The sequence below is a fragment of the Streptomyces deccanensis genome (assembly GCF_022385335.1).
Taxonomy (GTDB): Bacteria; Actinomycetota; Actinomycetes; order Streptomycetales; family Streptomycetaceae; genus Streptomyces; species Streptomyces deccanensis.
Window position 1 is genome coordinate 1,211,307 of record NZ_CP092431.1, and the last position, 20,683, is coordinate 1,231,989.

22 protein-coding genes and 1 pseudogene are annotated in these 20,683 nt (G+C 72.0%); 7 read left to right on the forward strand and 16 right to left on the reverse strand.

All coding sequences use genetic code 11. The features are described 5' to 3' along the window. Positions 1-11 precede the first annotated feature (11 nt). Positions 12-902, forward strand: a pseudogene (locus L3078_RS05535) (serine/threonine-protein kinase); the annotation flags it as partial. Positions 903-1,369: 467 nt separating this feature from the next. Beyond that, the gene (locus L3078_RS44715) at positions 1,370-1,873 is read left to right on the forward strand and encodes a peptidoglycan-binding domain-containing protein (RefSeq protein ID WP_338059463.1); all 504 of its coding nucleotides are present in this window, start codon (positions 1,370-1,372) and stop codon (positions 1,871-1,873) included. Positions 1,874-1,934: 61 nt separating this feature from the next. Here the strand turns inward: L3078_RS44715 and L3078_RS05540 are convergent, their stop codons facing one another. The 5 genes from L3078_RS05540 to L3078_RS05560 all read right to left on the reverse strand — a co-directional run bounded on the left by L3078_RS05540 (position 1,935) and on the right by L3078_RS05560 (position 6,289). Beyond that, positions 1,935-2,777 (reverse strand): MurR/RpiR family transcriptional regulator, encoded by an 843-nt coding sequence (locus tag L3078_RS05540; RefSeq protein ID WP_239751353.1) that lies wholly within the window; start codon positions 2,775-2,777, stop codon positions 1,935-1,937. Positions 2,778-2,884: 107 nt separating this feature from the next. After that, positions 2,885-3,805 carry an ABC transporter substrate-binding protein gene (locus L3078_RS05545; protein WP_239760223.1) on the reverse strand — a complete coding sequence of 307 codons (921 nt, stop codon included), beginning with the start codon at positions 3,803-3,805 and terminating at the stop codon, positions 2,885-2,887. A 29-nt stretch (positions 3,806-3,834) separates the two neighbouring features. Then, positions 3,835-4,524: an ABC transporter permease gene (locus tag L3078_RS05550; protein ID WP_239751355.1), complete on the reverse strand. Its 690-nt coding sequence runs from the start codon at positions 4,522-4,524 to the stop codon at positions 3,835-3,837. Next, positions 4,521-5,186, reverse strand: coding sequence for an ABC transporter permease (locus L3078_RS05555; RefSeq protein ID WP_033532706.1), 666 nt, complete (start codon positions 5,184-5,186; stop codon positions 4,521-4,523). Before L3078_RS05555 ends, L3078_RS05550 begins: the two co-directional genes overlap by 4 nt. Further along, positions 5,183-6,289, reverse strand: coding sequence for an ABC transporter ATP-binding protein (locus tag L3078_RS05560; RefSeq protein WP_239751359.1), 1,107 nt, complete (start codon positions 6,287-6,289; stop codon positions 5,183-5,185). The genes L3078_RS05555 and L3078_RS05560 overlap by 4 nt, the downstream gene beginning before the upstream one ends. Positions 6,290-6,504: 215 nt before the next feature. Between L3078_RS05560 and L3078_RS05565 the strand changes: the two genes are divergently transcribed. Continuing rightward, positions 6,505-7,410: an amidohydrolase family protein gene (locus tag L3078_RS05565; RefSeq protein ID WP_239751361.1), complete on the forward strand. Its 906-nt coding sequence runs from the start codon at positions 6,505-6,507 to the stop codon at positions 7,408-7,410. Between the two features lie 96 nt (positions 7,411-7,506). Here the strand turns inward: L3078_RS05565 and L3078_RS05570 are convergent, their stop codons facing one another. The 3 genes from L3078_RS05570 to L3078_RS05580 all read right to left on the reverse strand — a co-directional run bounded on the left by L3078_RS05570 (position 7,507) and on the right by L3078_RS05580 (position 11,057). After that, the gene (locus L3078_RS05570; protein ID WP_239760224.1) at positions 7,507-8,940 is read right to left on the reverse strand and encodes a cytochrome P450; all 1,434 of its coding nucleotides are present in this window, start codon (positions 8,938-8,940) and stop codon (positions 7,507-7,509) included. Between the two features lie 161 nt (positions 8,941-9,101). Next, positions 9,102-9,719, reverse strand: coding sequence for a phosphoribosylanthranilate isomerase (locus L3078_RS05575; protein ID WP_239751362.1), 618 nt, complete (start codon positions 9,717-9,719; stop codon positions 9,102-9,104). 93 nt (positions 9,720-9,812) lie between these two features. Continuing rightward, a complete protein-coding gene (locus tag L3078_RS05580; protein ID WP_239751365.1) occupies positions 9,813-11,057 on the reverse strand; it encodes a PucR family transcriptional regulator in 1,245 nt (414 codons plus the stop codon). Positions 11,058-11,386: 329 nt separating this feature from the next. On the opposite strand from L3078_RS05580, the gene L3078_RS05585 reads away from it, so the two are divergent. Continuing rightward, complete coding sequence (locus L3078_RS05585; RefSeq protein ID WP_239751366.1) at positions 11,387-12,250, forward strand: DUF4394 domain-containing protein; 864 nt, start codon at positions 11,387-11,389, stop codon at positions 12,248-12,250. A gap of 60 nt (positions 12,251-12,310) precedes the next feature. Here L3078_RS05585 and L3078_RS05590 read toward each other — a convergent pair whose 3' ends face one another. Beyond that, a complete protein-coding gene (locus L3078_RS05590; protein ID WP_468164599.1) occupies positions 12,311-13,696 on the reverse strand; it encodes an LCP family protein in 1,386 nt (461 codons plus the stop codon). Here L3078_RS05590 and L3078_RS44530 point away from each other — a divergent pair. Then, complete coding sequence (locus L3078_RS44530; protein ID WP_275593125.1) at positions 13,639-13,761, forward strand: hypothetical protein; 123 nt, start codon at positions 13,639-13,641, stop codon at positions 13,759-13,761. The genes L3078_RS05590 and L3078_RS44530 overlap by 58 nt on opposite strands. Before the next feature lie 164 nt (positions 13,762-13,925). Here L3078_RS44530 and L3078_RS05595 read toward each other — a convergent pair whose 3' ends face one another. The 4 genes from L3078_RS05595 to L3078_RS05610 all read right to left on the reverse strand — a co-directional run bounded on the left by L3078_RS05595 (position 13,926) and on the right by L3078_RS05610 (position 16,826). Beyond that, entirely contained in the window at positions 13,926-14,381 is a 456-nt protein-coding gene (locus tag L3078_RS05595; protein ID WP_239751370.1) for a BlaI/MecI/CopY family transcriptional regulator, read from the reverse strand. Between the two features lie 115 nt (positions 14,382-14,496). After that, entirely contained in the window at positions 14,497-14,910 is a 414-nt protein-coding gene (locus tag L3078_RS05600) for a DUF7144 family membrane protein (protein WP_239751372.1), read from the reverse strand. Between the two features lie 46 nt (positions 14,911-14,956). Then, positions 14,957-15,424 carry an SHOCT domain-containing protein gene (locus L3078_RS05605; RefSeq protein WP_239751374.1) on the reverse strand — a complete coding sequence of 156 codons (468 nt, stop codon included), beginning with the start codon at positions 15,422-15,424 and terminating at the stop codon, positions 14,957-14,959. A gap of 112 nt (positions 15,425-15,536) precedes the next feature. Next, on the reverse strand, positions 15,537-16,826 hold the full coding sequence (locus tag L3078_RS05610) for a hypothetical protein (protein WP_239751378.1): 1,290 nt from the start codon (positions 16,824-16,826) through the stop codon (positions 15,537-15,539). Here L3078_RS05610 and L3078_RS05615 point away from each other — a divergent pair, their 5' ends adjacent. Then, the gene (locus tag L3078_RS05615) at positions 16,827-17,066 is read left to right on the forward strand and encodes a hypothetical protein (RefSeq protein ID WP_239751381.1); all 240 of its coding nucleotides are present in this window, start codon (positions 16,827-16,829) and stop codon (positions 17,064-17,066) included. It begins immediately after the preceding gene. Positions 17,067-17,333: 267 nt separating this feature from the next. On the opposite strand, the gene L3078_RS05620 is transcribed toward L3078_RS05615, so the two are convergent. Then, positions 17,334-18,092: an HdeD family acid-resistance protein gene (locus tag L3078_RS05620; protein ID WP_239751382.1), complete on the reverse strand. Its 759-nt coding sequence runs from the start codon at positions 18,090-18,092 to the stop codon at positions 17,334-17,336. A gap of 227 nt (positions 18,093-18,319) precedes the next feature. On the opposite strand from L3078_RS05620, the gene L3078_RS05625 reads away from it, so the two are divergent. Continuing rightward, on the forward strand, positions 18,320-19,735 hold the full coding sequence (locus L3078_RS05625; protein ID WP_239751418.1) for a DUF2252 domain-containing protein: 1,416 nt from the start codon (positions 18,320-18,322) through the stop codon (positions 19,733-19,735). A 44-nt stretch (positions 19,736-19,779) separates the two neighbouring features. Here L3078_RS05625 and L3078_RS05630 read toward each other — a convergent pair whose 3' ends face one another. Continuing rightward, positions 19,780-19,977 carry a hypothetical protein gene (locus tag L3078_RS05630; protein ID WP_045560456.1) on the reverse strand — a complete coding sequence of 66 codons (198 nt, stop codon included), beginning with the start codon at positions 19,975-19,977 and terminating at the stop codon, positions 19,780-19,782. 132 nt (positions 19,978-20,109) lie between these two features. Further along, positions 20,110-20,631, reverse strand: coding sequence for a hypothetical protein (locus L3078_RS05635; protein WP_239751421.1), 522 nt, complete (start codon positions 20,629-20,631; stop codon positions 20,110-20,112). Positions 20,632-20,683 lie beyond the last annotated feature (52 nt).

Sequence of the window (20,683 nt, forward strand, 5' to 3'; positions counted from 1 at the left end):
TCGGGGGTGTTGTGTCAGACCAGCGGCCGGTGCCACCGGGTTCGGCGGACAGGGCTCCGGCGCTGCGGCAGGCGGGGGCGTTGCCCCTGCGCCCCGGCGACCCGGACCGGATCGGTCCGTATGTGTCGCTGGGGCTGCTCGGCAGCGGCGGTATGGGGCGCGTCTATCTGGCGCGTCCCGCCGACGGCGGCCCGCACCTCGTCGCGGTGAAGGTGATCCGGCCCGAGTACGCGGAGGACGAGCGGTTCCGCCGCCGGTTCGAGCGGGAGGCGTCGGTCCACGGCCGGGTGCGCACGCCGCGCATGCCGCGGCTGGCCGGGACGGGCTTCCGGGACGAACTGCTCTGGATGGCCACCGAGTTCCTGCCGGGGCTGGATCTGGCGGCGGCCGTGCACGAGGACGGTCCGCTGCCCGTCGTCGCCGTCCGGCGGCTGGTGGCGGAGCTGGGACAGGCCCTCGCCGACCTCTCCGCCGCCGGGATCGTGCACCGGGACCTGAAGCCGTCCAACGTCCTGCTGTCCACGTGGGGCGCGCACGTCATCGACTTCGGTATCGCGAAGGCCGCCGACGCGAGCGCGATCACCGGCACCGGCAACCGGGTCGGCACCCCGGCCTACATGTCGCCGGAGTACCTGCGCACGGGCGCCTGCGACACGGCGTCGGACGTCTTCTCACTGGCCTGCGCCCTGATCTTCGCGGCAACCGGCAGCGCCCCGTTCGGCGACGGCACCGGCGTAGACGTCATGCACCGAGTGGCCTTCGAGGAGCCCAACCCGAAGGTGCTGGCAGAGATAGCGGAGGCCGACGCCCCACTCGCCGCCCTACTCGCCGCATGTCTGGCCAAGGACCCGGAACAGCGCCCGACCCCGGAACAGCTGATCGAGGAATTGCCCTCTGGGGGAAGCGGGGCGCAGCCCCCGCTTCCCCCAGAGGGGCGCGGGGAACTGCGCGACCAGCCCCCACCGAACGGACGCTTGGGGGTCAAAGGGGCGCAGCCCCTTGAGGATGGGACGGGTAGGGGCGGCGGGGGCGAGAACACGTCGTGGCCCGAACCCCTGGCCACCAGACTCCGCACCCGCCACCACGCCTACGAGACCCTACGCCGCCTCCCCCTCGAACAGCCCGCCCCCGAAGGGGAAGCACAACCCCCCGCCGCAGCCCCACCCCCGGCCCCCCCGCCGCCGCGGCGGCACCACCCCGCCCCCGACTCCGCCGCAAACGCCTGCTGGTCGGCGCCGCCGGCGCCGCCGTCTGCACGGCGACCGCCGGTGTCGTCGTCCTCACCCTGCTGAGCCCCGCCACCACCACCGCCTCGCCGCAGAGAGGTACGACACGGTCCGCCGACGCGGCGCCCGACGACGACGTCACCGTGCCGGCGGCCTCGCGCCAGGACGGCGCGGACGCGGCCCCCGACGGCGGATCGAGCGACTCGGAGGTGTCCGGCAAGGACGACCGGACCTCCGTCGACGCCGATCCGACGCGCCCCGGCGCGAAGGCCTCCGACCCCGGCGCGGGCAAGGGCACGGCCGACGACCCGCACACCGACCCGTCCGCGCCCGCGGCCGGGAGCGACGCCCCCACCGAGCCGTCCCAGGAGCCGACCGACACGTCCACCGAGCCCTCGACCCCGGCCTGGCTGACCGACTGCACGTACTACTACGGCAACGGACGCACCCGCCTCGGCGACAGCGGCGACCGCGTCCTCCAGGCCCAGTGCATGCTGAGCAAGCGCGGCTACGGCGTCGACGTGGACGGCGAGTTCGACGCCGACACGGAGGCCGCGGTGCAGAGCTTCCAGCAGGACAAGGGTCTCCTGGTCGCCGACGGTGTCGTACGGCCGCGTGTCTGGAAGGCGTTGCGCTCCACCGAGTGAGCCGCACAGCTGCCACGGCCGCTGCCACTGCCGTGTCCGTCCGCCGGCGCGGCCGGGCCCGTCACTCGGCGAACAGGCCGCGCGCGGCGGCCCGGGTGTCGAAGTCCTCCAGGTGGGCCTGGGCGTCCGGCAGGGCGTCGCACATCGTCTCCAGGAGGACCTGGCCCAGCAGCTGGGGAGCGCCCGCGGTGTCGAAGACCAGGCCGGTGCCCACGGCGGCGGGCAGCAGCAGGTCGCTGTGGGCGGCCACCGGGGAGAAGGTGCCGTCGGCGACGGTCACCACCGTCAGGCCGGCGGCCCGGGCGTGGGCGAGCGCGTCGAGCAGTTCACGCGGATGGCGGGGCAGCGCGAAGCACAGCAGCGCGCTGGCGCCGGCCCGGCGGGCGGCGTCGACGCGGTCGGCGAGCAGGGAACCGCCCTCGTCGAGGAGCCGTACGTCGGGGTGGACCTTCGCCGCGAAGTAGGCGAAGCCGCGTGCCTGGGCGGCGGAGGCGCGCAGGCCGAGCACGGGGAGGGGCCGGGAGGCGGCGAGCAGACGCCCGGCGCGTTCGACGGGTTCGGGGTCCGTGAGCAGGGACGCCAGGTGCCGCAGATTGTCGATCTCGGCTTGTACGGCGCGCTGGTAGGGGTTGGACAGCGGTTCGTCGAAGCCGTGCCCGGTGGCTGCGACCGCCCGCAGGTGGTCGCGCAGGGCCGGATAGCTGTCGAAGCCGAGGGCGACCGCGAAACGGGTCACCGACGGCTGGCTGACCCCGGCCACCCGGGCGAGTTCCACGCTGGACAGGTACGGCGCCTCCGCGGCCCGCCGGACCAGGCAGGCCGCGATGCGGCGCTGGGTGGGGGTGAGCCGACGTCCTGCGAAGAGCCCCTGAAGCCGCGCGGCCGCGCCGACGGCGTCCGTCATCCGGTCCTCCAGCCGGTCGTCGTGCTCGGTCCCCTCCCCCCGCCCGGCGGAGTGCGCGGTGCCGGGCGGGGTGGGGTGGGGTGATCAGCCGATCCCGTCGGCGCGGCTCACTTCACCAGACCGGCCGAACTCAGCCACTCCTCGGCGACGGTGTCGGCGTCCTCCTTGTCGTTGACGAGCTTCTTCATCATCTCCAGCAGGTCCTCGGTGGTGAGCTTGGCGGAGACGGCGTTGAGCGCCTCCTTGGCCTTGTCGTCCACCGCGGCCTTGTAGACGAGCGGGGTGACGTTCTGCGAGGAGAAGAGGTTCTTCGGGTCCTCCAGGACCACCAGCTTGTCCGCGACGATGGCGGGGTCGGTGGTGTACAGGTTGGCGGCCTGCACCTTGTCGTCCTTGAGCAGCTTCACCAGGGTGCTCTGGGCACCCGCGTCGAGCGGCTGGAACTTGCCGAACTTGACGCCGTAGACCTTCTCCAGGCCGACACCGCCCTGCGTACGGGTCTTGAACTCCGATCCGGCGCCGAGCGTCAGGTCGCCCGCGACGGGCTTGAGGTCGGCGAGGGTCTTGAGCTTGTACTTGGCGGCGGTCTCGGCGGTGACGGTCACCGAGTCCTTGTCCTCGGCCGCTGCGGAGTCGAGGATCTCCACCGAGGACGGGAGTTTCTCCTTCAGTTCGGCGTTGATGTCCTCGGTGCTGGTCGCGGTGCTGTTCTTGTCGACCGCCACCGACAGCAGGGCGCCGTTGTACTCGGGGAGGACGCCGATGCCGCCCTTGACGACCTGGTCGTAGTAGACCTCGCGGGCCCCGATGTCGAACTTGCGGGTCACCTTCAGGCCCTTGCTCTCCAGGGCCTGCGCGTAGATCTCGGCGAGCAGCTGGTTCTCGGGGAAGTTCGCCGAGCCGACGACGATCGACTGGCCGCCGCCGTCGCCGCCCTCCGCCAGCGGGTTGTCGTCGGTGTCGCCGCCCCCTCCGCAGGCGGTCAGCGTGAGCGCGGTGATGAGGCCGAACGCGGCGCCTCGGTATATGGCTCTCATGGAATGTTCCTCTCTGGATTTCAGGACTTCGACGCCGAGACCCGAAGGCCCGGCGAGACGACGACGCGTCGCAACGCGGTGAACACGAGCTGGACGACGAGCGCGAGGACGACGACGACCGTGGAGCCGCCGATGACCAACTCGTAGTCGTTGCGGGAGAGTCCGTCGACGATGTAGCGGCCCAGACCGCCGAGGCCCGGGTACGCGGCCACGGTCGCGGTGGCCACGACCTGGATCGCGGCGACCCGCAGGCCCAGCAGGATCAGAGGCAGCGCCATCGGCACCTCGACCCGTGTGAGGACCTCCCACTCGGTCATGCCGACGCCGCGCGCGGCGTCCCGGGTGGCCGGGTCCACGCCCCGTACGCCCTCGAAGGTGTTGATGAGGATCGGGGGTACGGCGAGCGCGACGAGGGCGACCAGGACGGGCGTGGTGCTGAGCCCGGCGAGCGTGACGACGAGGACGACCAGGCCGAAGGTGGGGATCGCGCGGGCGAGGTTCGCCACACTGGCCACGGCGAAGGCGCCCCGGCCGGTGTGTCCGACGAGCAGTCCGAACGTCAGCCCGATGAGGGCGGCGAACAGCAACGACAGTCCGCTGTAGGTGAGATGCTCCAGGAGCCGCCGGGGGATGCCCTCGTCGCCGTGCCACTGCGCGGAGGAGGTCAGCCACTCCCCCACGAGCTCCATCTGGTTCAGGAAGTCGTTCATGCCGACGTCACCTTGTTCCGGGACCACGGGGTGAGCAGTCGCTGCGCCAGCACCAGCAACGCGTCGGTGGCGAGCGCGAGCAGCATGATCAGGACGATCGCGGTGACGATCGGGGTGGGGAAGTCGAGTTGGAGACCGCGGGTGATGTAGTAGCCGAGGCCGCCCTGCCCGATCAGCTGTCCCACCGCGACGAGGCTGATGGAGGAGACGGCGGCGACCCGTACGCCGGCGATGACGACGGGGACGGCGATCGGCAGCTCGACCTGGACGACCCTGCGTACGGCGCCGAAGCCCATCGCGGTCGCCGCGAGCCGGACGGGCTCGGGGACGGAGGCGAGTCCGTCGACGACGTTGGGGACCAGCACGGACAGGGTGTAGAGCGTCAGCGGGATCATCACGGTCTGTTCGGTCAGACCCGTGTACCGGACGAAGATCATGAACAGGGCGAGCGACGGGATCGAGTAGAGGATGTTGGACACGGTCAGCACCGGCGGGTAGAGCCAGCGCCAGCGGTGGCACAGGATGCCGAGCGGCACGGAGACGATCAGTCCGAACAGCACGGGCAGCAGGCCGAGTCTGAGGTGGATGCCGGTGTACTCGGCGAGTTCGCCCGTGTGATCGGCGATCCACTGCCACCGCACGAGCGGCTCGTCACCGGTCATCGGTCACCACCGCCCGGGGTGCCGTTCGCCGCGGTCGAGAGTTCGTGGGCGTCCACGACTCCCGCGACCGCGCCCTCCGCGTCGACGGCGACGGCGAGTCGGGCGGGTGAGAGGAGGGCCGAGTCGAGGGCGGCCCGCGCGGAGTCCCCGACCAGGCTGAACGTGTGGCCGAGGGGGGTCAGGGGGGCGTCGGCGAGGGTGCCGGTCGACGGGAGGTCGGCGGTGGCGGCCCAGCCGAGCGGCCGTCGCGCGTCGTCGACCACGAGCACCCAGGGAGCGGCCGCCGCCCTGGCCTCGGCGACGGGGGCCCCGGACGGCAGCACCGGGCCGTCGCGCAGCGGCAGTCGGGCCGCGTCGACGAAGGAGAGCCTGCGGATCCCCCGGTCCTGGCCCACGAAGTCGGCCACGAAGTCGTCGGCGGGGCTGCCGAGCAGCCGCTCGGGGGTGTCGAACTGCGCGAGTCTGCCGCCGGTGCGGAACACCGCGATGTTGTCGCCGAGTCGGATCGCCTCGTCGATGTCATGGGTGACGAACACGATCGTCTTGTGGAGCTCCTTCTGCAGCCGGACGAACTCGGCCTGCAACTCCGCCCGGACGATCGGGTCGACCGCGCTGAACGGCTCGTCCATCAGCAGCACCGGCGGATCGGCGCCCAGCGCCCTGGCCACGCCGACGCGCTGCTGCTGTCCGCCGGAGAGCTGGTTGGGGTAGCGCTTGGCCATCTCGGCGGGCAGGCCCACGAGTTCGAGCAGCTCCGCGGCCCGGGCGCGGGCCTTCTTGCGGCCCCAGCCCAGCAGCAGCGGGACCGTGGCTATGTTGTCCAGGATGGTGCGGTGCGGGAACAGTCCCGCGTGCTGGATCACATATCCGATGCCCCGGCGCAGCTCGGGCGCGTTGACCTCCCGGATGTCCCGTCCGCGCAGGCTCACCGTGCCGCTGGTCGGCTCCACCATGCGGTTGATCATGCGCAGGGTGGTGGTCTTGCCGCAGCCGGAAGGACCGACCAGGACCGTGATGCCGCCCTCGGCCAGCTCCAGGGACAGGTCGTCCACCGCTGTCGTGCCGTTGGGATATTTTTTGCTCACCGCGTCGAATCTGATCAAGGCTGCCCCTTACCTGACTGCATATGGCCATTCAGAGTTGTCGGTGCCTGAATGACAGTCAATGGAATTACGTGAACGGCACGTTACGTTCACACCGAGCCGCATCGAGGGGTGCCCGTTTTCGCCATCTTCTGCAGCTTTTCTCCCTTGTGTGCGAGGCCACGGCCGCGGCGCCGGGGCGGTACCGTAGCGCCGGCCTTGGTGGGAGGAGCGTCATGACCAACTGCGACGTGCACCAGCATCTGTGGACCCCCGCGCTGGTGGCGGCCCTCAGGTCACGCCGCGAGCCGCCGTTCCTGGACGGCTGGACCCTGTTCCTCGACGGCGAGCCGCCCTACGAGCTGCCGCCCGCCGACCACGACGTCGCCCGCCGTGCCGCGCTCGCCGACAGCGACGGTCTGGGCCGGGCCCTCGTCTCGCTCTCCTCCCCGATCGGCGTGGAGTGGCTGCCCGCGGCCGAGGCGCGCCCCCTGCTCGACGCCTACCACGAGGGCGCCGCGGCACTCCCCGAGCCGTTCGGTGCCTGGGCCGCGGCCTGCGTCCGGGACATCGACGCGAAGGCGACCGCCGAGGACCTCGACCGGGGCTTCGTCGGCCTCCAGCTCCCGGCGAACGCCCTCGCCGACGCGGCCGGTCATGCCCGCTGCGCCCCGCTCCTCGACCTCCTCGAAGAGCGCGACCTGCCCCTGTTCATTCACCCGGGTCCCGCCCCCGGCGGCGCCGAGGGGCCCGGCTGGTGGCCCGCGATGGTCCCCTACGTCCAGCAGATGCACTCCGCGTGGTTCGCCTTCCGCGCGTTCGGCCGCCCCCGCCACCCCCGGCTGCGGGTCTGCTTCGCCCTGCTGGCCGGGCTCGCCCCGCTGCACGGGGAGCGGTTCGCCGCCCGCGGGGACGGCCGCGATGCCGGGGTGGACCGCGATGTCTTCGTGGAGACGTCGTCCTACGGGCCGACCGCCGTCGAAGCCGTGGTCCGCGCCCTGGGCGTGGACGCCGTCGTCCAGGGCTCCGACCGCCCCTACGCCGAACCACCGCAGCAGCCCGGCTTCGGCCTGGGCGGCGCGGCCGCGTACGCCTTCCGCATCACCAACCCACGCCGCCTGCTCACCGGCACGGACGACTGACCCGGCGCGCCGCCGCGACGACGACACGGCGGGCCTCCGCGACGACCGACCCGGCGAGCCGAGGCGTCGGGCACGGCCCGGCACGCCGGGCTTCGGTCAGCGGCCGGAGCGGATCAGGCCCGTGAGGTAGCGCCACAGCGAGGAGCGCTGCCGGGCGGACGCGTCCGGCGTCACCGTCACCGCCGTGCCCGTGTCCTCCGCCTCCTCCGCCTCCGCCGCCTCCGACGGCTTCCCCGCCGAGCCGTGTGGCGTCGGCGCGAGTTCGTACCGTACGGGCAGCGAGCGCAGGCCCCGCATGAAGGGCGAGGAACGCCAGGGCAGTTGGTCGACGGGGAGGGCGAGGTCCAGGTGGGCGAACCGCTCGAACAGCCGGCCTACCCCGACGGCCGCGACCGTCGAGGCCAGCTCGCGGGCCGGGCACTGACGCGGGCCCGCGCCCCAGGACAGGTGCGCCCGGGTGCTGACCGTGGTGCTGGGCGCCACGTGGTCGGCGAAGAGCGGGTCGGCGTGCGCCGCCGCGGAGGAGACCCAGACCGGGTCACCCGCGCGGATCGTGTACTCACCGAGCCTGGTGTCCTCGGCGGCGAACCTCGGCACGAAGTTCACCAGGGGCGGCTTGCGCATGACGACCCGGTTCATGGCCTCCCGGACCATGCCGGCGGAGAGACTGGCCCGCACGCTGTCCTCGCCGGAGAGGACCTCGACGACCGTGTTGGAGACGAGGATGCCGACGTGGTCGGAGGTCATGCCCAGCAGCATGAAGAGTTCGCGGGCCAGTTCGTCGAGCGAGAGGTCCGGGTGGGCGGCCAGCAGGTAGGAGGGGAAGTCCTCGCCCGGCGTCTTCAGCTTCAGCTCGCCGAGTTCCGCCAGCGCGCCCAGCAGCCGGTCCAGGGCGGGCCCCGCGTCGGGACCGGCGTCCAGCACCCGCCACATGTCCATGAGCGCGTCGTCGCCCTGGGAGCCGGGGAAGCCCAGCAGATGGCTGGCCACCATCAGCGGCAGCGGCCGCGAGAACTGGGCCGACAGGTCCGCCAGCCCCGTACCGCCCGCCTCGCCCATGAGGGTGATCAGCTCGTCGGCGTAGGCGGTGACGGCCCACTTCAGCCGCTTGGCCTGGGGATTGCGCGGGTCCTGGAAGGGCTTGAGCGCCTGGTCCCACGCGGTCCGCAGGGTCCGGTAGCCGGGTCCGCCCTGGATGAGGACGTGGTTGACCTCCAGGGACGGGCCGAGCGGCCAGTCGGCGGGGACACGGCCCTCGGTCCTGGCCCGCCAGTTCTCCAGGCCCTTGGGCCAGCCGGCGTCGTCCTGCAGCACCTGGAGCGCCTCGCGGTAGCCCAGCACCAGCCAGGCGGGGACGCCCAGCAGATCGACCGGCGCCACCGCGCCGTGCCGCTGCCTCAGCCGCTCGTACACCAACGACGGACGTGTCTCGTAGTCCCGGGTCAGCAGCGGTTCGGGAGACATCTCCTCCAACCGCGCACCGGCCAACTCCACGGACACGTCCTCACCCGAGTGGGTTTCCCTCACGATGCCGCCCCTCCGACACTCCCCGTACCGGCCCACCTTCAGCCGGTAGCCGGAACGGTGGGACCCTACCCCAGGGTCACTTCCGGGGGAACGGCGGGCAGCACCACTCACAGCTCCAGCCCCGTGACGCACAGCCGCCGACGGGGCTCCGCCACCGCCGCCCGTCACCTGCCGGAGCGGGCCGCCCTGATGAACTCCCTGATCAGAGCGGGGTCCTTGACCCCTCGGCGCTGTTCCACGCCGCTGGAGACGTCGACACCCCAGGGGTCGGTGGCGGCGATGGCGTCGCGCACGTTCTCCGGCGTGAGGCCGCCGGCGAGGAGCCACTTCTCCCCGGCGGCCGCCAGCGGCTTGCCGGCCCAGTCCCAGGCGATGCCCGAACCGGGGACGGGCGCGTCGAGGAGGAGCATGTCCTCCCCGAACTCGCCGCAGCGCGGGACGGAGTCGCCGAACGCGGCGGCCCGGATCAGCGTCCGGTCGTCGCTCGCCAGCTCGTCGTAGTAGGCGCGGTCGTCGGGGCCGTGCAGCTGGATCGCCCGGATCCCCGACTCGGCGGCCAGGGAGCGCACGTCGTCCAGGGGCTCCTGGCGGAAGACGCCCACCGTCAGGACGTGCTCCGGCACGCGGCGGCCCAGCCGTGCGGCGGTCGCGGCGTCGATACGGCGGGGGCTGGCCGAGAAGACGAAGCCGATGGCGTCGGCGCCCGCCTCGACGGCGGTGTCGACGTCCTGCTCGGTCTTCAGGCCGCAGATCTTGATGAAGAGGGAGTCACTGTTGCTCACGGTCCCAGCCTGCCGTATCGCCGCCGGCCCGGGGACGGCGGCCGTACGGTCGGGGAGCCGCCCCACGTCCACCGGGCGCGGCGCTCGGCACGGTCAGCGCCACGCTCCCGACAGGCGCCGGGTGACGGCCGCGCTGAGCGTGCGCACCCCCCGGGTCGAGCCGGGGTCGATGCCGGTGAGCTCGCGCGCCCGGCGCAGGCGGTAGTCGAGGGTGCGGGTGTGGACGTTCAGGGCGGTGGCCGTGGCGCCGCGGTGCATGTCGTGGCGGTAGTACATGTCGAGCGTGACCAGCAGGTCCGGGCCGGAGGCCAGCCGATCGGACAGCGCGCGCAGCCACGCGTCGACGAACGGCACGTCCGCGACGGCGAGTTCGACGAAGACGTCCGCCAGGGTGTGCGGCCGCGACCGGGCGGAGGCCCGGCGCAGCGGGGCAGTGTCACTGATCCGCCGGGCCCTGTCGAGCGCGTCGGGCAGCTCGGGCAGCGGCGCGGTGGCGGTGCCGACGGCACAGGGCCGACCGAGAGCCTGGGCCACGTCCCGGACGCAGTCGGCCACGTGGTCCGGGGCGAGATCGGGCAGGAGGTCGGGAACGGTGTGCGGCGGCACGTCCTCCGCCCGCTCGGCAGCCGAGCGCACCGGGACGAGAGCGATCAGCTCACCGCTTCCGTCGCCGCCCCGCGAACCCCATACGATCGGGGTCCGATGACTCTTCACCAGTGTCTCGAGCTCGTTTTCCAGGATGCGGTCGACGGGGGGAGGGTCCGGCAACCGGAACACGGTCACCGCGTACCGGTCCGACAGTTCCATGTCGATGGCCTCGGCGAGTTCCGCCGCTATCGGATCCCCGTTCAGCAATGACCGGGCCAGCAGGGCGACCTGTTCGACGTACGGCATTCGACGGCGCAGTACTCGGACGAATCCGTGTCGGTAGGCGACGATGCCGCGCTCGCCCTGCGGGGCGAACCAGGTCATCATCCGCATGAGTTCGTCCACACCGGCGCCGCGCTGGGCCTCGGTCGCCTCGTTGATCTCGCGCAGCATGAGCGCGGTGTGCAGCCGCAGCACCTGCTGCCGTGCGTCGAGCGACATGCCCGCGCCGGCCCGCAACTCCCCCATGGACGCGATGTATTCAAGATCTTCATCGCTCAACTCGGCGTTGTCCGGCGACAGTTCGACCGTGCGGTGCCGGAGCCAGACCGAGTGGTCGAAGGTCTCGGCCCGCGCCCGGGGGTCCTTGTCCAGGAACCCGAACTCCGCGATCTCGCGCGTGTATGCCTCTACCTCCCGGCGGGCGTTGGTCGACGCCTGACGGGCCAGTTCGGCGAAGAGGCTCCCCATGACCGCGAGCATGTCATTCCGGCCGAACGGGCCGACAGTCGAGATCCGGACGGCGTTCATCACTTCGCATAAATCGGCGGCAAGTAGGCCGACCGGGCTTTTGTCACCGTGCGCAAAATTCCCGCATCGGGTCGTTCCCGTCACCTCTTCCGCTTGTGTAGGAGTCGTAAAGCGGCCTTAATGAGAGCCGCGTACCCGCCCGTGGGGGAAGAACGCCGCAATCATCAGTACGGGCCGGAGTACGGAAATTCCTCAACCGAGCGTCGGACGTCGGCGCACGCCCAAACGGGAGGGAAACTCCGATGAAAGCTGGAACGCGAAAGAGAATCATGGCGGCGATGGCGGTCATGGTCACGTCGACCACGCTCATGCTCGCCGCGCCGGGCAGCGGTTCGGCCGCCCCCGCCGCCGCCCCCAGCCTGCGCGCGTACGGGATCACCGGTGACGGCACCCTGATGGCCGCGTTCTGGACCGACCGGGCGGACGTGCTCAACTGGGTCAGGGCCGTCACCGGGCTCAGCGGCGACACGGCCCTGGTCGGCATCGACTTCCGGGTGCAGAACGGCACGCTGTACGGCGTGGGCAACAAGGGCGGCATCTACACGATCAAGATCCCGACGGGCACCCAGGACGTCGTGGTCACCAAGGTGTCCCAGCTCCAGTACGCGCTGAACGGGGCGAACTTCGGTGTCGACTTCAACCCGGCGGCCGACCGACTGCGCGTGATCAGCGACAACGGCCAGAACCTGCGCCACAACCTGAACGACAACACGACCATCCAGGACCTGAATCTCACCACCCCGCCGATCGAGGGCACGACCAAGGGCGTCTCCGCCGCCGCCTACACCAACAACGACCTCGACGGGACCACGGCGACCACGCTGTTCGACATCAACACGACCAGCGACCAGGTCGTCATCCAGGCGCCGGCCAACAACGGCACCCTCTCCCCGACCGGCAACCTCGGCCTGGACGCCCAGATCAACGCCGGGGCGGACATCTACAGCACCCTGAGCGGCGGAAAGACGGTGGACAACACCGCCTTCGCCTCCCTCACGCCCTATGGCGCGAGCACCCCGTCCCTCTACACCCTCAACGTCTTCACCGGGCAGGCCACGCTCGTGAACGACGCCGCCAAGTCCAAGTTCCCCCTGAACATCACGGACGTGGCCGTGTCCCTGACCGGCAGCTGAGCCCGTACCGCACCCTCGCCGCGGCCCGGCCACCACCGGCCCGCGGCGAGTCCGTTCCCGTCACCGCAGTTTCTCCAGGTCGAGGTCCGACCCCACCACCAGGGTCACCACTCCCGCCCCCGCCTCCGCCGACCGCGTGGCCTTGGCGTCGGGCAGCCGTGAGGCGAGGACCCTCGCCTGTTTGGCGAGGTCGGCCGGATGGGAGACCGTGGTGGTGTCCGTGTTCTCGGGCGCGTTGCCCGTGCCGACGACGGTGAACCCCGCCTCGCGCAGCTTCTCGGCGACGGCGGCGGCCCGCCCGGAGACGCCGGTGCCGTTGAGGACCTGGACGCGCACGTCGGAGGCGTAGATCAGGTCGTTCTTGGCCTGTGCCTGGAGCTTCTTCTTGTCGACCTCCTTGTCGTTGGCCAGGGAGGTGAACAGGTCGGCGGCCTGCGGGTACTGCCAGACGATGTTGGCCCTGTCGGTCGGGACGTCGGCCTCACGGGGGTAGTTGGGGACGGTCAGGAAGGTCAGCCGGTCGCTCGGGATGCCCTTGAGCTGGGAGGCGAGGTCGTAGAGCGGGTCGATACCGTCGAGATCCTCGTCCGTGGTCAGCGACTTGGTGGCGGACTTCAGGAAGCTGTAGAGCGAAGTGGGGCTGGTCAGACGGGACTTGGCCTTGGCCGCCAGGGTCTCCAGGAACTCCTGCTGCCGGCCGATGCGTCCGATGTCGGAGCCGTCGCCGACGGCGTAGCGGGTCCGCACGTAGCCGAGTGCCGTCTCGCCGTCGACGGTCTGGCAGCCGGCCTCCATGTCGAGGAGGGCGTTGTCGTCCTTGATGGCCTGCTCGGGGCAGACCTCGATGCCGTCCAGGGCGTCGACCATTCCCTTGAAGCCCTGGAAGTCGACGGACATGAAGTTGTCGATGCGCAGACCGGTGTTGGCCTCGACCGTCCTGATCGAGCAGGCGGCCGCGCCGGCGACCTCGCCGCTCGAACCGCCGATCGCGAACGCCTCGTTGATCTTCGCCAGGTGCGGGCCCGACGTACTGCCGTCGCCCTTCTCGCACGCCGCTATCTCGACCCAGGAGTCACGCGGGAACGACACCACGGTGGCCCACTCCCGGTTCGCCGGGAGGTGCAGCACCATGAGCGTGTCGGACTGCATGGTGGTCAGGTCGCTGCCGTACTTCGCGTTGGCACCGTCGCGGCTGTCCGAGCCGACCACCATGATGTTCTTCGAACCGGGGCTCAGATTGACCGGGCGGTCCCCGCCGAGCTTGCTGTCGACGTCGGCGCCCGTGATGTTGTTGTCCAGGTCCTTGTAGACCCAGGCGCCGACCCCGCCCACGCCGAGGACCACCAGTGCCGCGCCGCCGGCGAGCCAGCTCACCGTACGGCCCCGCCGTGTCAGCCGCGTCCCGCCGCCTCCGGCACCCGCGCGCCGCCTACCCGTACCACTCACCGGCCCTCCCCCACTTCGGCCGCACCCGGCCGGTCGACTGCCCCCTGGACGTCCGGCGGTCGTGATCACCGAACGCGCAGGACTCTACATGCATGTAGATATACGGATCGGCGCCGCAGGCGACTCACCACGCCTCGCACGCGTGAACGGCACGGAGGCGTCGCTGCGTACAGAAGGACGACCGTCGCCACGTCCAGGTTGCCTCGAACACCGTCGGTCCCGGGAGAAGTCAGTCGCCCCTCGTACGCGCCGCGCTGCCTCTCGCCCTCTTCGAGCCGCCCCTCGCGCCCTCCGCCTCCTCTGTCCCCTCCGTCTCCTCCGCCTCGCCGAGGAGCTCGCGCAGCAGACGCTCGTCGGCAGGCTCCAGGGAGGTGACGAAGCTGGCCAGCACCGCCCGGCGGTCCCCTTCGCCGTCGAGGACCCTGCGCATCCGGTGCGCGGCCAGGCCCGCCCGGTCGGAGGCCGGGGTCCACACGAAGGAACGGCCGGAGCGCTCCCGGGTCACCGCGCCCTTGGCCAGCAGTCGGGTGAGGATCGTGATCACGGTCGTGTAGGCGAGGTCTCCGCCGAGGCGCTCCCGCACCCACCCCGCGTTCTCGGGGCCGTCCGCCTCGCGCAGCGCGGACAGGACGAGCGTCTCCAGTTCGCCCCGTCCCCGGCGCCGGGGACGCCGCTGGTCCGTCACGCCCGGTCTCCCTTCCACCACCCCGACCGCGGCCACCTCACGATCTACGGGACGGGATTGTAGAAGGGAGGAGAAGGGAGACACCGACGTCGCTCAGCGGAGCGCGTCCCCGGCGTCAGTCCCGCCTGACCACGCACAGGGCCCAGATGATGAAGGCCGAGAAGGCGATCATCACGATGGACCAGACGGGGTAGTACGGCAGGGACAGGAAGTTGGCGACGATGATCAGGCCCGCGATGGCGACGCCCGCGACGCGGGCCCACAGGGACTCCTGGAAGAGGCCCAGGCTGACGAGCACGGCCACGGCGCCGAGGGCGAGATGGACCCAGCCCCAGCCGGTGAGGTCGAACTGGAAGACGTAGTCGCGGGTGGAGACGAAGACGTCGTCCTCGGCGATGGCCATGACGCCCCGGCAGATGTCGAGGACGCCCGCGATCATGAGCATGACGGCTGCGAAGGCCGTCAGCCCCTCGGCGAAGGGCCGTGACCGCTTGGTCGAGTGCATGCGTCCGGTGTGTGTGGCGGTCATACCGTTGCCTCGATTCGGTGTCGTGCGGTGGTTGTCGGATCCGTCCTCAGCGGCCGGCGGCGGTCGGGCCGCCGCCCGTGCCCGCCGAGGCTCCGTGGCCGCTCAGGACCAGTTCCTTCGCGCGGCGGAACTCGTCGTCCGTGATGTCGCCGCGTGAGCGGATCTCGGACAGCCTGGCGAGTTCGTCGACGCTGGACCGTCCGTCGCCGCCCCTGGCCGTCTGCCGGATGTAGTCGTCGAACGCCGACTGCTGGGCACGCGCCTGTGCCACCTCGCGGCGGCCCATGTTCTTGCCCCGGGCGATCACATAGACGAACACGCCCAGGAACGGCAGCAGGATCGTGAAGACCAGCCAGCCCGCCTTGGCCCAGCCGTTCATGTCGTCGTCGCGGAAGATGTCGACGACGACCCGGAAGAGCAGCACGAACCACATGATCCACAGGAACAGCAGGAGCATGGACCAGAAGACGCTCAGCAGCGGGTAGTCGTACGCGAGGTACGTCGGACCACTCATGTCTCTCCTCCGTCCCGGGCGTCGCCCGGCAGGTGCTCTGCCGTCCTCCACGCGCCCGTGGCGCCACGGTCGGCGCCGTTCTCAGCGTGCCCACGACCGGAGCCGGGCGGCCTCACCCCGGGCGGGTGAGAGCGGGCTCCTCCGGGTCGGGAGCAGCCGCGGCGGCGGCCACCGCCACCAGCGCCAGTACGACCATGACGAGGACGGCGACGAGGACGACCGCGCCGACCGTGGGACGGTTCCAGAGCAGGAGGGCCAGCGCGCCCGCGCCGAGGACGACGCCGGTGGTCCAGCGGGGGTGCGCCGCCAGCTCGCGTCCGGTCCGGCCGGTGCTCACTCCGACGCTCCGCAGCGACCGGCCGGCCGCCGTGGTTCCGCGCCGGGCCACGCCCCGCACCCACCGGGCGACCCGCCCGGGACCGTACAGATAGGCGGCGAGGGCGGTGGCCAGGAAGAGGACGAGCAGGGTGCGCGTGCTGTCGCGCAGGAAGCGCAGGAAGGTGTCGAAGACAGCCGCGGCGGCGTCGGGTGGCAGGGTCGCGGCGGGTACGGCGTCCAGGTAGACGCGGCGGACCACGGCCAGCGCGACGAGCAGCACGCCCATCATCACGCTGATGCCGAGGGCCGTGATCAGCAGCATCACCCGGTGGCCGGGCGCGGTCCACACGGCGAGGGCGGCGAGGGCGATCGTGATGACGGGCAGCCAGGTGCCGAGGATGTTCAGCAGCCGCATGGCGTCCTGGGCCTTGCCGAGTTCGTCGGTGTGGAACAGGGTGATCGTCCGGTCGCTGTCGGGGATGGCGGCGGCCTTGTCGAAGCCCGCGTCGACGAGACGTTCCCGCACCTGGTCGACGACGGCGCCGACGTCGAGCTGGATCGTGTCGCCGGTGGCGCGCAGGGCGCCCTCCCGTTCGCCGGTGAGCATGTGCACCACGGCCGCGTGTGCCTGCCGGTTCGCGTTCTCCCAGACCTGTTGGAAGAACTCGCTGGTGATGACGCGGGTGACGTTGCGGTCGACGACGGTGTGGACCACGGAGCGCAGCGGGCCGTCCAGGGCTCCGGCGCCGGCCACGACCTGGGGTGGCGCGCCGCTGTCGGCGAGCACCTTGGTGAGGGCGTCCGTCACCGCCTTGACGTCCACGTTCTTGACGACCTCGTCGGTCAGCCGCTCGATCACGACGTTCTGGACCGCCGGGTCGGACGCCAGCGGGGCGACCGTCTCGACGTACCGGTCGGTGTCGGCGACGGTGTCCTCCACCCAGGCCGCGACGACGGCGAGGGGCGCGAGCAGCAGGGTCACCACGAGCAGAAGAGCGGCACCCGCCTTGCGCAACCGCCGATGCCGTACCCCGGCATGCCGCCGCAACCGCTCATACTCCTCCCGCTCCGCAGCACTGAACACATGCCACCCGGCCCCACCCGTCCCGCCAGCCCCGCCGCCACCTGCCGGCCCGGCCCCACCAGCCTCGGCCCGACCCGGCCCGGCCCCGTCTCCCGGCCCGGCCCCACCAGCCCGGGACCGCCCAGGTCCGCCACCACCTACCGGCCCGGCATCACCGCCCGGCCCAGACCCGCCGGGCTCGGTCCCACCTGGTTCGGCGCCACCATCCGGGGCGGCATCACCGGGCCCGAACCCACCTGATCCGGACCCTCCCGCCCCGGCACCACCGCCCGGCCCGGTCCCACCCGGGCCGCCGCCGCCGCCCGGCTCGTTCGCACGTGGGCCGGACGCGCCCCACTCGGCGCCGTCCCGCCCGGTGGCATCGCCCCGCCCGGGCCCGCCGCTCGGCGTGGCCACATCGTCCGGGCCGGTTGGGTCTTTCGGGTCGGTGCTGTCGGGCTGGTCGGGGTTCGGTGGTACGGGGTCGTTGTCCGGGGGCATGGGTCCTCCTCGGGGTGTGCCGGAGGCTCAGGCGGCGCCCGTGGTCGGCGCGCGGGAGCCCGTGAGGCCCGCCCGGCGCAGGGCGGCCCGCCAGGCGAGGGCGACCGTCGCCTCGGCCAGGCCGAGCAGGACGAGCCACAGGCCGAGCAGCCGGGTCAGTGCCGTGGCCGACTCGGTCGGCAGGGCCAGCACCACGATCCCCGCGACGACGCCGAGCACCGCCACGCCGAGGACGAAGCCCCGGTGGGGCAGGTTCTTCGTGGCGAGCGCGGTGTACAGCGTGAGGATCCCGGTCGACAGCCAGACGATCCCCACGATCAGCGAGAGCGCGGTGATGGTCTGCAGCGGGTGCCGCAGGCACAGGACGCCGGCCAGGACGTACAGCAGCGCGAGGAGCAGCCCCGGCACCCGCTCGCCCGGCTCTTCCCGGGCGAAGACGTCCACGAACCGGAACGCCCCGATCGCGAGCAGATACAGCCCGAGCAGGACCGCGATGACATGCAGGGTCCCGTCCGGCCAGACCAGGAGGATGACGCCGGGCACGAGCGTGGCCAGCGCCGAACCGAGGATCCACTTCCAGGACCGGCCGACCTTCCCCAGCGCCTCGGCCGGGTCACCCATCAGCCCGGCGGCCTCCCCGCCGGCCATCCGGTCCCGATCCGCCTCCCCGACCCCACGGTCCACCCCACCGGCCGCACCGCCCGCCGCCATGGGGCTCGCCTCGGCCTCGCCAGGCCGGTAGTCGTCCGCCCCGGAACGCCGCGCCGGACCAGGAGACTCGGTCATGGCTCCTCCTCGGTCATCGCTCCGCCTCGGTCACCGGTTCCTCCTCGCGGCCGGGCGGGCCGCTCCGCCCCGCCGGTACACGGCGGCGCGTGGGCACCTCACCGGCCCAGCGTCCCGCCCCACCCCGCCCCCCGGATCACCCCCGGCGGGTGATCCCCGCGCACCGCGCGGCCGAGGAGGGTGGACGGTACGCCGGGCCGCCGGGCCGCCGGTTCAGGAGGTGTGTCATGACCAGTGCGAGCGCATCCACGGCGTCACCGACGGTGGCCGAGAGGGCGGCGCACGGCCGCGCGGCGCGCAAGCGTGCCTCCCGGTCCTGCCACGGCTGGTTCGAGTCGGACGCGGACGCCGACCGGGCCGACCCCATCGAGGTGATCGAGCGTCAGTCGGCCACTCGAGTACCGGAGTTGGTGCCGATCCGCTACGGCCGCATGCTCGAATCCCCGTTCCGCTTCTACCGGGGCGCGGCGGCCATCATGGCGTCGGATCTCGGCCCCCTCCCCAACACCGGTCTGACCGTGCAGCTCTGCGGTGACGCCCATCTGCTCAACTTCCGGCTGCTGGCCTCGCCCGAACGCCATCTCGTCTTCGACATCAACGACTTCGACGAGACCCTGGCCGGCCCGTTCGAATGGGATGTGAAACGGCTGGCCGCCAGCTTCGTGATCGCGAGCCGGGCCAACGGCTTCTCGACCGAGGAGCAGGACAGGGCGGTACGGACGTGCGTGAAGACGTACCGGCGCCGTATGCGCGAGTTCGCCGGCATGCGCACCCTGGACATCTGGTACGCCCAGGACGACGCGGACCGGCTGCGCGAGCTGATGGCGTCGTCGATGGACGAGGAGAGCCGGCGCCGTACGGCCGAGGCGGCCGCGAAGGCCCGTACGCGCACCCATCTCCAGGCCTTCGAGAAGCTGACCCGGGTCACGGCCGAGGGCCGGCTGATCGCCCCCGACCCCCCGCTGATCACCCCGCTGCGGGACCTGCTGGCGGACTCCTCGGTCGAGGGCCAGGAGAAGGAGCTGCGGAAGGTGCTGGACCAGTACGTGCGGACCCTGTCGTCCGAGCGCCGGCATCTGCTGCGTCGCTACCACGTGGTCGACATGGCCCGGAAGGTGGTGGGCGTCGGCAGTGTCGGCACGCGCTGCTGGATCGTGCTGCTGCTCGGCCGCGACGACAGCGATCCGCTGCTGCTCCAGGCCAAGGAGGCGCAGCGGTCCGTCCTCTCCGCCCAGCTCGGCGGTGACAGCTACGACAACCAGGGCCGCCGGGTGGTGTCCGGTCAGCGACTGATGCAGACGACCAGCGACATCTTCCTCGGCTGGACCCATGTCCTCGGTCTGGACGGCCGCGAACGTGACTTCTACGTACGGCAGTTGCGTGACTGGAAGGGCATCGCGCGCCCCGAGACCATGGATCCGGGCCTGCTGCGGCTCTTCGCCCGGTTGTGCGGCGCCGGCCTGGCACGCGCCCATGCCCGATCCGGCGATCCCATCGCCATCGCCGCGTACCTGGGCGGCAGCGACCGCTTCGATCGCGCGCTCGCCGAGTTCGCGCAGTCCTACGCCGACCGGAACGACCGCGACTTCGAGGCGCTGAACGTGGCCGCGCACACGGGCCGGATCCACGCCGAGAGCCTCTGAACCACCCCGGGCCACCCCTCTACGAGGATTCCCGCGGCCCCGGCTCACTCCGGCAGTTGCCGCATCTCCAGGACGCGCAGGCCCAGGGACTGGCAGCGAGCCAACAGCCCGTACAGATGTGCCTCGTCGACGACGTGCCCGAACAGGACGGTGTGGCCGGACATCACCACATGGTCCAGTTCGGGGAAGGCACCGGTCAGCGCCTTCGACAGCTTTCCGTCGACGCGGATCTCGTAGCGCATGAGTGGTGTGCCCCCATGGCCGGGTACGGGCGGGCTGCGCCCCTTCTCTGCGATCGTCCGTCCTGGGGCACCGGCCTGGCCTCACCCCGGGGAGGTGAGTCGCCCCCGGAAGGTGCATCGACGCGCCGGCGGTCAATGGGTCAGGTAGAGCTTGAGCGCGACGATCAGGAGGCCGAGCAGCAGGTTCACCGAGGCCGTGACGGCGACCAGGCCCCGCGGGGCGTGGGCCCGGCGGGCCGCGGCCACCGACCAGCCCACCTGCCCCACCACGGCCACGGCGAGCGCGAGCCAGAGGGAGCCCTGCACATCGAGGCCGAGAAGCGGGCTGACCGCGACGGCGGCGGCCGGCGGGACGGCGGCCTTGACGATCGGCCACTCGTCGCGGCACACCTCCAGCACGATCCGGCGGTCCGGGGAACGCTGCGCCAGCCGGGCGCCGAACAGTTGGGCGTGCACATGCGCGATCCAGAACACCAGACCGGTGAGCAGCAGCAGAAGGACGATCTCCAGACGGGGGTAGGCCCCCGGGGCCCCGGCTCCGATGATCACGGAGGAGGCGAGCATCGATCCGTAGACGCCGCCGGTGTAGTCGGTACGGGCCCGACGCTCCGCGGCGCGCCCCTCCCGGGACTCGGCTCGCCCTGACGTGGCCATGGTCTCCGCCTCCTCTCCACACCGACGGACCCGGCCGACAGACCGAGCCGAC